This is a genomic window from Fodinibius sp. (genome assembly GCF_034521915.1).
Classification (GTDB): domain Bacteria; phylum Bacteroidota; class Rhodothermia; order Balneolales; family Balneolaceae; genus Fodinibius.
Window position 1 is genome coordinate 358,134 of record NZ_JAXHLU010000001.1, and the last position, 15,121, is coordinate 373,254.

Consider the following 15,121-nt stretch of genomic DNA (forward strand, 5'->3'; position numbering starts at 1 on the left):
GAACCTCTATGTGGCCTTTTGCTTTTTGGGAACGGTAGGATAATCTATCTCGGCACGTCCCTTGTCAATATCTTTGAGCTTAGAACTCAATAATTTGCGTTTAAACATGGAAAGATGATCCAAAAACAAAATGCCGTCAAGATGATCGGTTTCATGTTGTATTACTCTAGCCAGCCAACCGTCGATTTCCAGTTTCTGCTCATTAAAATCACGGTCCAGATAGTTTACTACAATTTTTTCGGGACGGGTTACTGATGCGTTAACGCCCGGTATGCTGAGGCACCCTTCCTCCATATCAACTTTCTCTTCACTTTGAAAGCTGATCTCAGGATTGATAAATGCCATAGGCCCATATTTACTGCCTCCCTCTTCTTCTGTCAAGGGACCGGCATCAGCTACAAATATCCGGAGCAATTCCCCTATCTGTGGAGCAGCAAGTCCGACTCCATCAGAATTGTACATAGTATCGAACATATCGTCGATAAGTTGCTGTATTTCAGAAGTATTTTTTTCGACGGGTTTTGCTTCTTTGTGAAGCACTTCGTCATCATATGTAACGATCGGTAATACGGACATTATCTGCTTTTACAAGTTCAATATATTTCTGGAGAATAATAGCGGCAGCGGCCTGATTGACACGGTCAGATTCGCGACGTTTCATTTTAGGGACGCCTGCTTCGACCATTGCTCGAACAGCCTCTTTTGTAGTATAGCGCTCATCAATTTTAGCTATTTCGATATCGGGGAATTGTGTCTCAAGCTTGGCCAGGAATTCCTCAACCATCTTGATGGCCCTGCCTTCATCCCCTTCGGGAGTAAGCGGCCATCCTACCACAATTTTCTCAACGTTTTCATTTGCAACCTGTTCACCAAGCGCTTCAAAAACGTCATCAACATGATAGGTTCCTATGGGATTGGCGACTGTTTTTAGTAAGTCGGTACGGGCTAAGCCAATCCATTTTGTTCCTACATCGATACCGACTATTCTTCCATATTCTGCCACGGCTAATCTTCCATTTCTTCTACTTCCTCTTCATCAAGAGGTTGCTTTAAAAATTCTTTTAAAAGTTTACTGGGTTTAAAATGTGTTTTGCGATGAGGCGGCACATAAATTTCTTCGTTTGTGCGCGGATTTCGTGCTTTCGGCTTCGCTTTGGTCTTTTTCACTTCAAAAACACCAAAATCGCGTAATTCAATCCGACATGTTGGATCTGCATCCATCATCGTTTCGCGCAGTGCGTCCAACACTGCATTCACCCATGGATCAGACTGAACCATTGGTTCGTCCATCTGCTCAGCAACGCGTCTTACAATATCTCTTTTGGTATAGGTTATCATAATCTGAAAATGATCTTTTTAACTCTGTAATTCGCCACTATTTTATTCTTGTCCCTGGTCTCCAATAGTGGAAAAGCACTAATTTTTTATCTGGTTGATGATATTACTTTTATCCCAGAGATAAAAATGATCTTCTTCGATAAGTAGTAACGAAAACAATGACTTATTCGTACCTGAATACACTTTTTACGCCTCCCACCTTCTGCAACTTATTGATAATACGGCCGAGGTGGTCAATATCATCAACATAGACCGTAAGAATGCCTTCAAACATACCACTGTCGCTATTTACGTTGATACTTTTCATATTCGTTTCAAGCGACTTCGAAAGCACATCGGTAATGTCGTTAATCATACCCACGCGATCTTCACCGACCACCTTAACAGCACCAAGAAATTTGGAGTCAATATTTTTCGCCCAGGATACATCCACAATACGTTCGCCATCGGTTTGTATCAGATGATGAATATTTTTGCAATTTGAGCGATGCACTTTCACATCACCGGTTCGGCTGATGAATCCCATTACATCATCACCTGGAATGGGATTACAGCAATTGGCATAGCTGTATTTAACGTTGGTGAGCTCACCATTGATCACCAGTGCTTTGTCATCGCTAATCGACCGGGCAGCATTAATATAGGTCTCTTGGATTTCCTCTTCCGTTGCGGGAGCCGGCTTATCTTCATCCTCCTTCTCCTCAATGCGTCCCTTACTGGTAAACTGTTTAACAACATCGTAGAGCTCATTAACATCAAAACTGCCCTTTCCGATATCGTAAAACAGATCCTGCGTAGAATCGAATTTCAGCTTTTGGGCAATGCGCGTAAGATCCTGTTCTGATATTTCAATATTAGCGCGCTTGGCTTTCTTCTCCCAGATTTCACGTCCCTCGTCAGCCGTCTGACGTTCTTTCTGTTTGATGTACTGCCGAATTCTCGACTTTGCCTTGTGCGTAACAACATCGTTGATCCAATCGGGATTTAAATTGATCTTATTTCCCGTAATGATTTCCACCTGATCACCGATATCCAATTTCTGGCGAAGCGGTGCCATTTTACCATTCACTTTTGCCGCAATAGCCCGCTCTCCAATCTCACTGTGGATATCGAAAGCAAAATCAATAGGCGTCGCTCCCTGCGGCAGCGTTCTTAGCTCACCGTCGGGGGTAAACACATATATTTCATCCTGATATAAATTCAGCTGAAAATCCTTAACAAATTCGGTTGCCGCATCGGGACGAGGATTATCCAATACATCGCGCACCCAGTGGACAAACTTATCCAGCGTTTCAGAGCCGCCTTCTTTGCCCTCTTTATACTTCCAGTGTGCAGCCACCCCTTTTTCAGCGATATCATCCATGTGGCGGGTGCGTATCTGCACTTCAACTTTGCGTCCTTTTTTGGTAATAACCGTTGTATGCAACGATTGATAGCCATTGGCTTTAGGCACCGAAATAAAATCACGAAACCGCTTGGGAATAGGCGTATACCAATCAGTAATAATAGAATACACGCGCCAGCAGTCCTCTTTAGTGTGAGGTTCCTCGAGAATAATGCGAATAGCAAAAAGATCGTAAATTTCCTCAAAGGGCTTTTGCTGGCGCTGCATTTTTCGAAAAATTGAATAAATATGCTTGGGACGCCCTTTCATCTCAAACGTAAAACCCTGATCATCCAATTCTTCCTCGATGGGATCCATAAACTCCTCGATAAAAGCTTCCCGGGCTTCTTTCTTTTCCCGAAGCTTACGAGCAATAAATTTATAGGAATTAGGATCAATTACTTTAAAACAAAGATCTTCGAGCTCACTTTTGATATTAAAAAGCCCAAAACGATGGGCCAACGGAGCATACAGTTCCATCGTCTCTGAGGCTTTTTGCATCTGCTTCTCGCGCGGCAGATGCTGTATGGTACGCATATTGTGCAGTCGATCCGCAAACTTAATTAACACCACGCGGATATCTTCTGCCATCGACAGAAGCATTTTCATAAAGGTTTCGGCCTGCTTGGTGTTGCGACTCTTAAAAACACCCGAAATCTTTGTCACACCGTCAATAAGATGCGAAACCGTATCGCCAAATTTTTCTTTGATATCATCGAGCGTCACCTCCGTATCTTCGACCGTGTCATGCAGCAGCGAGGCAACGACCGAAACGTCATCAATATTAATTTCTGATGCCACAATTTTCGCCACAGATACCGGGTGATAGTAGTAGGGCTCACCGGAGGCACGATCAATACCCTCGTGTGATACATAGCAGAGCTTGAATGCGCGGGAAACAAGGTCTTCGTCAACCTCTTCCAAATTTTCACGGCATACTCTTAACAGCTCATCAAGATCCTCTTGCTGAGGAGGATCCAGAATGTAGCTGTCCAGATCAATATCATATTTCGTTTTTGTATCTGCCATATAGCTTACACAAAGAAGTTTTTAAGCGCTTTCATTGGTAGTAAGAACAATACCAACGCCCTTTGCATTCAAAAAAGGGACTGTATACTTATTTAGCAATCACTAAATTAATTAAAATAAAAAAGCGGACGCCTTAATATAACGCCCGCCTTTTGAACTTATGTATATTTTTTAGAATGACAATGAAACTCCAAAAATAAGCCTTCCGGTGCTATTTTGAATATCAGAAAGTTCATCACTGTAATTAGAAATATCTTCAAAACGATATTCGACAAATGGTTTAATCATCGGTATTGGACTCACTTCAGCCCCCACAAAACCGTTCCAATAGATAGCACTATCATTATCTTCTGCATTCAAAGGAGATCCTGACGGAAGATTATCCCGACTCACATCTAAAGTAGAAGCTCCCAATCCCAGTCCCACATATGGACTTAATAAACCGAGAGAAACACCACCTACAGCCGCTAAGCCATAATCATAATTGGTTATATCAGTAGAATATGTTCTGTTCTCATATGAAATATCATCATTAAAATAACTGAAGTGGCCTCTTAGAGAAAGATTTACTATGGGAAGTTTTTTAAGAATTTCACGCTCAAGCCGCAGGCCTAAACCATTTTTCGGCTCCTCATTTCTAATTTCGTAGGAAGCCCCGATACTGGTTTGGGCTATACTCGACTGGGGCATAATTCCCAGCGTTAAGACAACTGCAATTATTGCTAAAATGCTTTTAGAAAATTTCATAATGAACTCCTCTTAAGTGTGAATTTTTATTTTAAATATTTTTTATAGGGTAAGGGTGTAACAAAAGTTATGCAAATTAAGTTACCACATATTTACATGTGTCAGAAGTAGTTTTATCTGATTTAGATTTAATAGTTCCACATCATTCAATTACGCGCCTCTAACAGCTGAAAGGCTATTTTATAAGAGTCATCTTCTGCAATTTAACGGTTTGTCCGGCCTTAAGATGTATAAAATACATTCCACTGGAAAGATTACTGCCGTCAAAGCTGACCGTATATGAACCACCTGCGTGGGGCTCATCAACCAGCGTACGCACCTTTCTGCCCAGCACATCATAAACCTCAAGGGTAACCTGCGCCTGCGATGCTACCTGGTATCGAATTTGTGTTTCGGGATTAAAGGGATTGGGATAGTTAGGCAACAGGTTGTGCTCTGTTATCTGTATACCCCCCGTTGCTTTGGTCAGAACCATCTTCTCATGGGGATGTTGAATCTGTGTTTGAGCATTACCGGTTACATCATAATAAACTGTATCCCGGCCAGTTATTCCTTTTACAATATAATGACCCCTATTAGATGAAGCACCCGAAACTGTAACCGGATAACTGCTTGCGGTAAACTGCAATTCTGTTTCACTTCCCTCGGCCACGCGCAATCCCTCTGTACTTCGCACATCCAGAACCGCTTCAGGAGCCATTGGCGGCATCATAAATTGTTCTCGCTCTGTCTTGCTTAACGGCTGTTCTGAAATATAAAACTGCTGCTTAGCATTGCCTATGCTAAACGTTATCCTGCCAAGTTGATTCGATGCTATTAGAGGCTGGGTTTTTCCGGAGGAGCTTTCTGGAGCAATCTCAATTTCTCCGGCCTGATTAGCCTGAATCCAATAGCCCTGTAATGATTTTATATCAGTTGCGGCTTGATAGCTTCCATCCACAAACTCAAAAATATCAGAAGCGCTTAATATACCATTAGGATCATTAATAGCCGAAACTCCCACCGTATCAGCAACACCACCGATAAGATTCCAGCCTTCCTCCAGCGCAATGGTGGCAGAAGTATCAGCCCGTCCGTTATAGACAATCTCCGAACCCGAACGACTCTTTGCCCAATATCCATTGTGGGAAGTTATGTCCGAAGCTGACTTGTAAGTCCCGGAAAATTCAAACAGCTGCAGGTCATTTCCGGGTTCAACATCTGAATCAGAAGCCATCGGCGATCCTACAAGCTGCCAGCTGTTATTGACATCAAGCGTTTCCTCAACCATCGGCAATAGATCAGGTGCAATATTCCCAACATCCGTTCTTCCCACAAAGATACCGCGGCCGTGTGTACCTACCGCAATAGTTCCATCCGAGGGACGTGCCATAATATATTCTGCAACTGAATAACCAATACTTGCCGGCGACCCGTCATCCGACTCACGAATCCAATTGGTATTTCCCCCTTCCAGTGTCATCGTAGAATATACCCCTGTACTGGTACCCACCAGATAAAGATTCCCTTCTTCGGTTGGTAAAATTTCGGCGTTCCGTATTGAAGGACCCGGATTTTGTGAATCGCCTTCCAAATTTCCTTCAATCGCTGTCCAGTTCTCCCCGCCATCGGCCGAGTGATATAATCCCACGATATTATAATTTGAAAGTACTGCTATCAGCTCATCTCCGTCATAGGGATTCACGGCAATATCATGCACGTAAGCACCAGATGAAGCATCCGAAATGGATATATCAGTAGGCATATCAGAATTAGAAGCATCATCTAACCTGAATATTTCTGGTATCCCGGAACCTGAGGATGCTCCATAATATAGGCGATTTGACGGATTCAGTGAGGTCACCTCCAGCGTACTAATCGTATATCCCGATGAAGATGTTCCCTCAAAGCTTTCCCAGCCTGTAGTTGCACCGGCGCTATTTCCATCCGGAATCTGATCTATCTCGGTATTTCGCCACATCTCAGTTCCACCCGGATAATACATTATAGTCTCATCATTGGGATCAATCGCATAAGGATGAATAAAAAGCTGGTTTTGGGCATTGGCGGGTTGAACCCTACTCCAACTACCGCTAGGAGCAGTAAAAGGAGAAGTTATACTGCCATCCGATTCTATACCGAGTCGCAATACCGTTCCATTTTGAGAAGAAACAAAGGCATAGTCGGTGCCCCAAAAAGCGTATGATCCATCGCCGGATGAAACATCAATCTGCTCGGTCGTCTGTTGATTATTACTGCTAAACCGGTAGAACGGAGTTCCGTTATCCTGAGTACCTCCCATAATGCGGTCGTCATCTGCGGCAGACGGAATCGCCACCGTATAAAATTGTCCGGTAACATAGCCCTCGTCGGTATCTTCCCAGCTGACCGATGATGCCGTAATATCGGTCGTTTTACTTAATCCACCATCATGGCCCGACCACATCGTATTGGGATCATTGGGATGGAAGGCCAGCACATGTTGGTCGGGATGGTGATTAGGATACTGGCTGACATTATTGGACTTTGCATATCCTCCAATCCAATATTCATCTTTTTCGCTGTCATCCGAAATTCCATTGTTATCCGCATCTTCGGGAGCCGTTGCAAAGCCATCCTGAGATCGAAATAAATTAGTTGCTCCAAGCAACACAAAGTCAGGATTATCCGGCTTTACCCTCAACACCATGTTGTAATTAAACTGAGTATTTACAAATCCTACCGGATCTCCAAAATCAGGGAGATTGGCAGAACGATCTTCACTGTCATCATTAGCAAAGTCGTGAATAAAAAAGCTGATATCCTCATCCGAACCTGAGCCCGATCCCTCATAAGTATAGCTGTAAGCCGTATCCGGAGCAGAGGGTGCAAAAGCCAAATAAGTGCGATCGTGCGTAGCGGGGAAATCTGCAGGCGTTACATCGGTCCACGAATTACCGTCATCGGTAGAGCGATAAAGCCCAGGGCTGTTATTTGGAGTAGCGCTAGAACTTGCACTATTTTCAGAAAGAGCTGCCAATAATTCGCCTTTCCCATTGACTATTATATCAACATAGCGATGAGCACCCAAGGGACCACCAAACACTAGATTAAAAGAACCCCCTTCATCGGATGACTTAAAAACACCAAAACCATTTGCTGCAAAATAAACATCCCCATTGGTGGGATTAACAACGATTCGAGAAATAAAATCAAACTGAGTGTTCCATCCTGCATCAGTGTCTTCAGTAGCAGCTAAACGTGACCAGGTTTCTCCATTATCCGTCGATTTATAAATACCGGTACCGAAATATGAGGCCGTGCCGCCGCGGTCAGATGCGGTATTACCTCTGAATTCTCCCGTTGCATAGTACCAGGTATCAGGATTTGTTGGATCCTGTGCCACACTGCTGACACTCATATTTTGGTTGGGATCGGTTTTTAGTTGCCAGGTGCTGCCACCGTCGGTACTTTTCCACATCCCACCGGAAACACCGCCGGCCAGAATGGTATTGGGATTATCCTGATCAAAAGCCAATGCCCGCGTTCTGCCACCTAAATCGGTTGGTCCGGCCATATTCCACGTTATATCCCCTATCGCCTGTGCAGTGGCCGTACCCGATTTGCGCAGCAATCCGCCATTTCGGCCGGGCAGCTGCTTGGCATGATTGAGTTCCCGGGATCGAATATTCGGAGGAATACTATTTGTAGCAGGATCGCGAAGTAAGTTAAAAAAGTAATCGGTTCGTGCCTTCTTTTTTTCAACGGGGTCGAGCGTTGTATTCTCTGTAGCTACCTTCGTTGTATCCTGCCCTGACAATCCAATATACCAAATACCAGCCCCCAGCAGCACTAATACTACTAACCCGGCAATGGCACGATAATTTTTTCTCACTCTGCGCATCATTATTCAATTATTTATTGTGATTTTACCTCAACCAGCGACCATCTTTTGCTATCCTGAGATTCCCCGAGACTCATCCCTTCTTCGGAAGATATAACCATCCTAATAGTCTTTCCTTTCTGCATCAATGCCTTATCTTCCGGGTTATTTTTCAGGTACCTCCCAACGCTGATCGTCAACTCTTGTTGGGCACCAATGGGTGATGTCGCAGAACCGTATCCCAAAATTTCTTCTGCTTTAACAGTAAGCTTCATATTGCCCTTACTATCGAAATCATCAGAAATAACAACAGCTTTTACCAATGCTGTGCCGGGAGCCAGATCCTCACCTGCGGGGGGAGGAGTTGCTTCCTCTTCAGCTGTATCTTCTTCAATAGTATCTTCTTGGGCCGTAAAAACCGGTCTTTCCGCTTCAGGAACACTGTCGCTGTAAACAGGTTCAGACTGCGGACTATCTTGAGCAGGTTTCTCTGACAACAGGTACCATCCCAATCCCAAAAGAAGAACAACAAGAATGGTCAGTAATATTTTTAATTTGTTCACAATTCCCCTGATTACTAGTAGTAAAATGATTGACGTTTAAAAGATATAACAGGAATCAATAAAAGAATAATTTATTAATACTGAAATCAGAATGTCTGAAAATGATGTTAACTATGGACATTCCGAAAACAGAATTGTATCTTTAAACATAATTTTAATTCCCACCTTAGAATTGAGATCCAAGATAGAGATATCACACGATACATTTCTTTGACGATCCATCTAGGGTGTATAAACACAATACTTAGTATACATGACACAACAAGGTAAAGTTAAATGGTTCGATGTTGAGAAAGGATATGGATTTATCGAGCCTGAGGACGGAAGTAAAGATGTTTTCGTCCACCGCAATAACGTAGAAAATTTGGACTATAATCAAGGTCTTGAAGACGGAGAGAATGTAGAATTCGACGTTGAAGAAACCGACAAAGGTTTGAGTGCTATCGAAGTACGAAGCCTTGATTATAAGTAAGTTTAAGCCAAAACTTTTTGGTATATTAAAGCCCGCTTTTCTAAGCGGGCTTTTTTATTGTTTTAAGGGAAGCATATTGAAGTTCCTTTCTGTTTTCTTTGCTCAGTGTTAAAAGATATCCCCGAAAGAATTTAGCGTTCGAGGGTCTAAACAAGGCACTGTAAAAGATTTCACAATCACTTTTACTGATATTACCCTGCCGTTATCAAGAGATAGATTCAAATGAAATTACTTGCCGAAAAGAACTATGCATCAATCATCTGCTCAACTTTTTAAGAAATATCTTCGCGAGAAGAATATTAGTCCCCAGGAATTTTCTCAAATATCAGGCATGCCCGAAACAGAGGTACTGGGTATTATCAAGGGTAATTTGCCTATAAGCAATCTTCGGGCTCATCATCTGGCTGCTGCCTTTGACACCGATGTCGAACTCTGGTTACATGGTGATCGCAAAATGAAAGAGAAAGAAGTAAATCACAGACTTAAACAACTGTCCCCGGTTGGGAGTGAATAATTAGATCTTATTTTTATACCAGAAGCAATACATTTCCTCTTGCAAAAATCTTCCATCATCCTAAAAGTACTCTCTACACATTTTAGGGCTTTTTAAGAATACGAATTCCTCGTCCAATATCTTCATCATGGTGTAAATGGAAAACGTTTGCCAAAAATAATATCGCCAGCGTTCCCAGCAGTGAAAATAAAAGAATACCACTAATTGCAACATATAATGCACAAACACCTACCAAAGGTGCACCAATTGCTCCCCATATAACGTTGCTTTTCAATGTAATGCCTTGTTCACCAATTATATAACCGACTATCCAACCGGTCGTCGCTCCTAAAACGAGGAGCCAGAAAATTGTTGTTGCTGATAATGTTTCCATAGTTTGATCAATTTTTCGCAATTAATCAGAAATTTATCAACAATTCATAAACTTTGCTGTAAGGGAATTCCTTCTTTTCACCGGTTTTTTTTTGATTTCCGGTACAAGGTACATAGTTGAACCAGTTTTAAAGGGTCCATCCCCAGTTGGGAGTAAATAATTTGATCTTAATGACTTTCGCTTTTTGGCTTGACCCAAAAAGCTGGTAAAAGCTCAAGAAGAATTTAACTCCTCAGTGCTGACACCATCACCCCTCGTTGATACTATTTACAGCCAGCACTTCGTCAAGCAGAAATTCTTCCGATTTCGAGCTTCACCCTTCATTTAGTTTTTAGAAAAGAAATAAAACCTTCTCTCCATTTCACAGTTTCCAATCTTTCTGCATAGCGAATTTCAGAATAAAAGCCGAAGAGAATCGAGGTAATTCTATACCAGTCAACAACTTTTAAATAGCCTCTGGCTGAAAAAAGTGTGAAGAATCTTGCAATATACTCTGTCTCGCAAGTACAGCATACAACTCCAGAGAGGATTGATTCAAATTCACCAACAAAACCTATAAGCTATCCCGGTAGGTACGGCGCCTTTTGTGAAGTCTGTTTTCATAATTTTTCCAAAGCGATCGTATGGCTTCATTCTCCGCAAGCTCGGGATTGCTTTCAACGGTGGTAATTCCATACTGGTTGAATACTTCGTTCATCTCCTTAAAAATAATCGAAGTCACCCCTTTGTTCTGATAATCCGGTTTTATCCCAATCAGGTAAAAAGCAGCTTTTTGGGGAAAGTATCGCGCCTTTAACAGGTGATACCATCCAAACGGGAATAGCTTACCATTAGCTTTACGCAATGCCTTGGAAAATGAGGGCATGGTAATGGCAAAAGCGATGAGATTCCCCTCTTCGTCTGCCACACAATTAATAAAATCAGGATGAAGAAACTTGAGGTATCGATCCTTATAGTAGGAAATCTGATCGGGTTTTATAGGAATATAAGTACTTAAACTACTATAGGTTTTATTGATGAGATCAAACATCTCGTCTGCATATTCGAGAATCTCCTTGCTGTTCGAAAAACGAACCATGTGAAGGTTATACCGTTCCTTAATAAGCGTTGAAAACCGGTCAACCTTCTCTGGTGAATTATCAGGAATCTGAATCTCATACTCTACCCACTCCTTTTCCTTTTCAAACCCAAGCTGCTCCAGGTGGGAGGAATAATAAGGCAACCCATACCAGGTAATCATCGTGTTGGGCTCATCAAATCCTTCTACAAGCATGCCCGCTTTATCCATATTCGAAAAGCCCAGCGGGCCTTCCATAAGTTCCAATTCGTTCTCCTTGCCCATCTGCCGGACTTGTCTAAGCAGTGCTTCGGAAACCTCCGGGTCATCAATAAAATCAAAATATCCGAAACGTATTTTGGGGATATCCAGCTCGCGAACTTCAAGCCGATTTATAATTCCCGCTATCCTCCCCACCGGCTGTTCATCCCGATAGGCCATGAAGTACCTGGCTTCGGCATGATTGAATACCGGATTTTCTTGGGGATTCAGGTTTTGCAGCTCATCACTGATAATTGGCGGCGCCCAGTATGGGTTATCACCATACAATAAAAAGGGAAAGTGAACAAAGTCATAAAGCTCATCATGGGAAGTCAATTCACGAATAGTAATCATGCAGTATCTGTATCAATTTTGACCAAGCAAAAAACGAAGTTAAAAATACTCCCTTATATTTTCTTTTATGATACTAATAAGTAAAGGTAAAAAATAATGACAATTTACCGATAGTATCTACTTTTTTTCATGTCTCTAACCTGCTTTTTCCCATTCACTTTCGGTCATTATCCCAAGTCCATCGAGAGATGTATCCCCCTCAAAAGTCATCTACTGTCAAGGTATATTTATTTACTCCTTTCGGTCGGTTGAAATACCATCATTGATTGTGGGCTTTTCCCTTACATGGTACATAAGACTGTAATCATATAGCTACATACTTGATTACGACAGGCATCCCAGCATGCAAAAAAGAAATTCATATCTGCTAAGAAAATATAATTTATTCCCCTACTACATAAAACGAGATTCCCCTACATCAACGCGCGAAAAGTACCTATCCATTTCATTTGCATCATTACGTTATGATAACAATAAGAAGCTAATGACAAGATATTTGTACCCATGGAAATTATATGTAATCTGACTATTAACACAATCTAAAACTGCAGAAGGCAACCGCCATGACTACACACAATACGCAAGATATTTTTGATCTTTATGACTTAATGCTCGAGCAGTTACGAGATCTTTATGATGGCGAACTGCAGCAGATAAATTTTTTAGAAACCCAATCAGAAATTGCGGAATCTTTTGAACTTAATGAACTTCTGACTTTTCATCTCAGGGAAACCAAACGCCATGCCCAGCGCATTAAAGAAGTTTTTGAAATACTTAATGAAGATCCTGAAGGAGAAAGTTGTGACGGAATAAAAGGGCTTATTATAGAATCGCAAAAACTGGTAGACCGATGTCTTAATGAGGAGGTACGCGATGCTGCTCTGATAACAGCTATTCAACATATCAATCATTATGAGATGGCAGGTTACGGCACCTCCATTGCCTATGCTAAAACGCTCGAACGACATGATATTGCTGAACTATTGCTGGATACTTTGCGTGAGGAAAAACGTGCTGATATGGGACTAAGTGATCTGGCAAAAAATCAGATTAATCCTGATGCCAAGTGGTCAGCTATTGTAAATAAAGTAGGTACACCGGCGGCCCCGACCGAAATCAAATAAATTGTGTTAATACTCCTTATTCTCGTTAATTATGAAGCATACATTAACACGAAACCTAAAAATAAAAATTGATCCAAGATCTCTTTCACAAGCTGATATTAATAGTCTGGAACAGTGGGAAAATGAGGGCGGATTGAGTACATCCCAAACTACGTTCTTAAAATTCTTAAGTCCGCTAAGAAAAGGAGAAATATTTAAGGTAACCGGTGGTGATATCCGTTTTGAAGATGGGAAGCTTTATTATGAAGCTGAAATTGAAATTTTAGCATTGCCATAATGTTATTTGACTGATGATATCATCTTTATTACTGTTGGTATTATTTGAGAACCAATGACTTTATCCCCTTTTTTTCACCTAGTACTGCTCAAGACCTTGCAGGCTTTTTGCTTATCATATCCCCCTCCAAAAGTTGAGTATTATACAAACAGTCTTAAAAAAGAGTTTTATAAATAATACGACTCCTTTGATGGGAAACACTCTAAAAAGATGAATTATAAGTATTTTGACCCTTTGGCGTTGTCTGTGTCTACCAGGGTACGCGGGCTTGATTCAACCGCCAACAGTAGGTAATGATCAGCAAACTCACTGAAAGGCTGGTTAAAGATCAAGAGCCTACTATGCTAAAAGATTCGTTGCATATATACAAAAAACACAATCACCTGTTTTGGGCTCTACCGAAAAATTCATGAGTCCAGAAATAAAACCCTGAAGCCAATACCTCCTCCCTTTATGATGACTAATTGGAATTTCTAATGGTAGCTTCCAACCGTTTTATAAAGTGTCTTTTACTCTTATTTAAACTCTGTACCACTTTTAAATCCTTCTGATATCAGGGATTCTGTACAGATGACAAAATAAAATAGCAATTAGATAGTTTTACTAAAGAATAGTAAGTTGATTAATAACTACGAGCGAAAAATAATATAGACATCATGCAATGGATTAAGTATTCTTTTTATTTGGCAGGTATGTTATTGCTAGTCGCAGGATGTAATGACCTTACCGGCAGCGAAGAGGATAAAAGAGATCTGCTGCCTATTAAAAAGGGAATTGAATTCTCCGTGCAGGAAACACACGACCAAAGCAGTCAGACGAATGCTCCGGTAAAACCGTTCATTCAGCTTTCCATGGATACAAAGGATATCTACAACTGCATGAATTACCGCATCGATTCCAAATTGAATTCCACGTCATCCGGCCAACTCATTGATATTTATGGCGTGCAGGATCAGGGCGTCTGTCTTACGGCACTGGGTCCGGCCCAAAACGAATACGCGCTTGACCTGCAGCCCGGTGATTATGATCTCACATTTAGCCACCGGGGAAACTCCTATAATTATAACCTGAAGATCACTAATTCCTCACTTCATATTACGGGTGATAAGCATTCTTTTGTCAGTCCCAAAACAGAAACCTTCTGGCGGTATCCCGAAAACTCTTTTACCTACCTGTGCAGCTCCACCGACGATACCCGTTGGATGTGTGAGGAGTTCGAGCAGATGCTCAACGACTCTTTGGACATCTCTTCCTTTACGTTTCCCGATTACGGCACCAAACCTTATCCATCAGTTGGAGATCAATATGATATTGCCACCTATTACAAATATCCCGAGGAACCTGTTTTCCAAAAGGCCGGCGAAATGCTTGAGGGGTATTCCGACAGTGTCGTCAGTCAGTACGAAGGAGCATACTTGTCAGTGATAAATTGGAAGAACCAGGGATTTCGCTCGTGGACGGGTACGGGTGAATAGATGCTTGGCAACTGTCCATAAAGGAGTGTCCCTTTTCCAACTGTGGTATTCATTTTTTATAACTAAAACCACCGAAATTATCGGGGCCAGAAAATCTACTGGAACGAATCAAAAAAGTCATGTGGGAATCTTAGATTTTGTACTGGCTAAAAAAAGAACACGGAACTTGCTTTAAAACGTTAGTTATTATTCTTATAACACTTTATTCGTATAAAAAACTACTTTGCATATGTTTTTATGGTAACCATGTAGAACAAATCATCTATCCGTTTAACAAATAGAGTAATAAAGATAGTTTTAAACGAGTGGAAG

General features: G+C 41.6%; 14 protein-coding genes. 5 read left to right on the forward strand and 9 right to left on the reverse strand.

Annotated features, from left to right (window positions below; translation table 11 throughout):
* Positions 1-6 precede the first annotated feature (6 nt).
* The 7 genes from def to U5J89_RS01650 all read right to left on the reverse strand — a co-directional run bounded on the left by def (position 7) and on the right by U5J89_RS01650 (position 8,902).
* Positions 7-576 (reverse strand): peptide deformylase, encoded by a 570-nt coding sequence (gene def, locus U5J89_RS01620; protein WP_322573862.1) that lies wholly within the window; start codon positions 574-576, stop codon positions 7-9.
* Positions 548-1,003: a Holliday junction resolvase RuvX gene (ruvX, locus tag U5J89_RS01625; RefSeq protein ID WP_322573863.1), complete on the reverse strand. Its 456-nt coding sequence runs from the start codon at positions 1,001-1,003 to the stop codon at positions 548-550. The genes def and ruvX overlap by 29 nt, the downstream gene beginning before the upstream one ends.
* A 2-nt stretch (positions 1,004-1,005) precedes the next feature.
* A complete protein-coding gene (locus tag U5J89_RS01630) occupies positions 1,006-1,338 on the reverse strand; it encodes an HU family DNA-binding protein (protein WP_322573864.1) in 333 nt (110 codons plus the stop codon).
* 163 nt (positions 1,339-1,501) lie between these two features.
* Positions 1,502-3,751 (reverse strand): bifunctional (p)ppGpp synthetase/guanosine-3',5'-bis(diphosphate) 3'-pyrophosphohydrolase, encoded by a 2,250-nt coding sequence (locus U5J89_RS01635; RefSeq protein WP_322573865.1) that lies wholly within the window; start codon positions 3,749-3,751, stop codon positions 1,502-1,504.
* Positions 3,752-3,922: 171 nt separating this feature from the next.
* Positions 3,923-4,498: an outer membrane protein gene (locus U5J89_RS01640; protein WP_322573866.1), complete on the reverse strand. Its 576-nt coding sequence runs from the start codon at positions 4,496-4,498 to the stop codon at positions 3,923-3,925.
* Positions 4,499-4,673: 175 nt separating this feature from the next.
* Positions 4,674-8,351 carry a T9SS type A sorting domain-containing protein gene (locus U5J89_RS01645; protein WP_322573867.1) on the reverse strand — a complete coding sequence of 1,226 codons (3,678 nt, stop codon included), beginning with the start codon at positions 8,349-8,351 and terminating at the stop codon, positions 4,674-4,676.
* 23 nt (positions 8,352-8,374) lie between these two features.
* Positions 8,375-8,902, reverse strand: a complete 528-nt coding sequence (locus tag U5J89_RS01650; RefSeq protein ID WP_322573868.1) for a hypothetical protein — start codon at positions 8,900-8,902, stop codon at positions 8,375-8,377.
* Positions 8,903-9,155: 253 nt separating this feature from the next.
* Between U5J89_RS01650 and U5J89_RS01655 the strand changes: the two genes are divergently transcribed.
* Together U5J89_RS01655 and U5J89_RS01660 are read left to right on the forward strand one after the other, a co-directional pair.
* Positions 9,156-9,374: a cold shock domain-containing protein gene (locus U5J89_RS01655; protein WP_322573869.1), complete on the forward strand. Its 219-nt coding sequence runs from the start codon at positions 9,156-9,158 to the stop codon at positions 9,372-9,374.
* A gap of 247 nt (positions 9,375-9,621) precedes the next feature.
* On the forward strand, positions 9,622-9,888 hold the full coding sequence (locus tag U5J89_RS01660) for a hypothetical protein (protein ID WP_322573870.1): 267 nt from the start codon (positions 9,622-9,624) through the stop codon (positions 9,886-9,888).
* An 82-nt stretch (positions 9,889-9,970) separates the two neighbouring features.
* Here U5J89_RS01660 and U5J89_RS01665 read toward each other — a convergent pair whose 3' ends face one another.
* Together U5J89_RS01665 and U5J89_RS01670 are read right to left on the reverse strand one after the other, a co-directional pair.
* The gene (locus U5J89_RS01665; RefSeq protein WP_322573871.1) at positions 9,971-10,261 is read right to left on the reverse strand and encodes a hypothetical protein; all 291 of its coding nucleotides are present in this window, start codon (positions 10,259-10,261) and stop codon (positions 9,971-9,973) included.
* A 553-nt stretch (positions 10,262-10,814) separates the two neighbouring features.
* Positions 10,815-11,933: a GNAT family N-acetyltransferase gene (locus U5J89_RS01670; RefSeq protein WP_322573872.1), complete on the reverse strand. Its 1,119-nt coding sequence runs from the start codon at positions 11,931-11,933 to the stop codon at positions 10,815-10,817.
* A 563-nt stretch (positions 11,934-12,496) separates the two neighbouring features.
* Between U5J89_RS01670 and U5J89_RS01675 the strand changes: the two genes are divergently transcribed.
* From U5J89_RS01675 to U5J89_RS01685, 3 genes are all read left to right on the forward strand, one after another.
* A complete protein-coding gene (locus U5J89_RS01675; protein ID WP_322573873.1) occupies positions 12,497-13,057 on the forward strand; it encodes a ferritin-like domain-containing protein in 561 nt (186 codons plus the stop codon).
* A gap of 31 nt (positions 13,058-13,088) precedes the next feature.
* Complete coding sequence (locus tag U5J89_RS01680; protein WP_322573874.1) at positions 13,089-13,334, forward strand: hypothetical protein; 246 nt, start codon at positions 13,089-13,091, stop codon at positions 13,332-13,334.
* Positions 13,335-13,990: 656 nt separating this feature from the next.
* Positions 13,991-14,809, forward strand: a complete 819-nt coding sequence (locus tag U5J89_RS01685; RefSeq protein WP_322573875.1) for a hypothetical protein — start codon at positions 13,991-13,993, stop codon at positions 14,807-14,809.
* Positions 14,810-15,121: the final 312 nt, after the last annotated feature.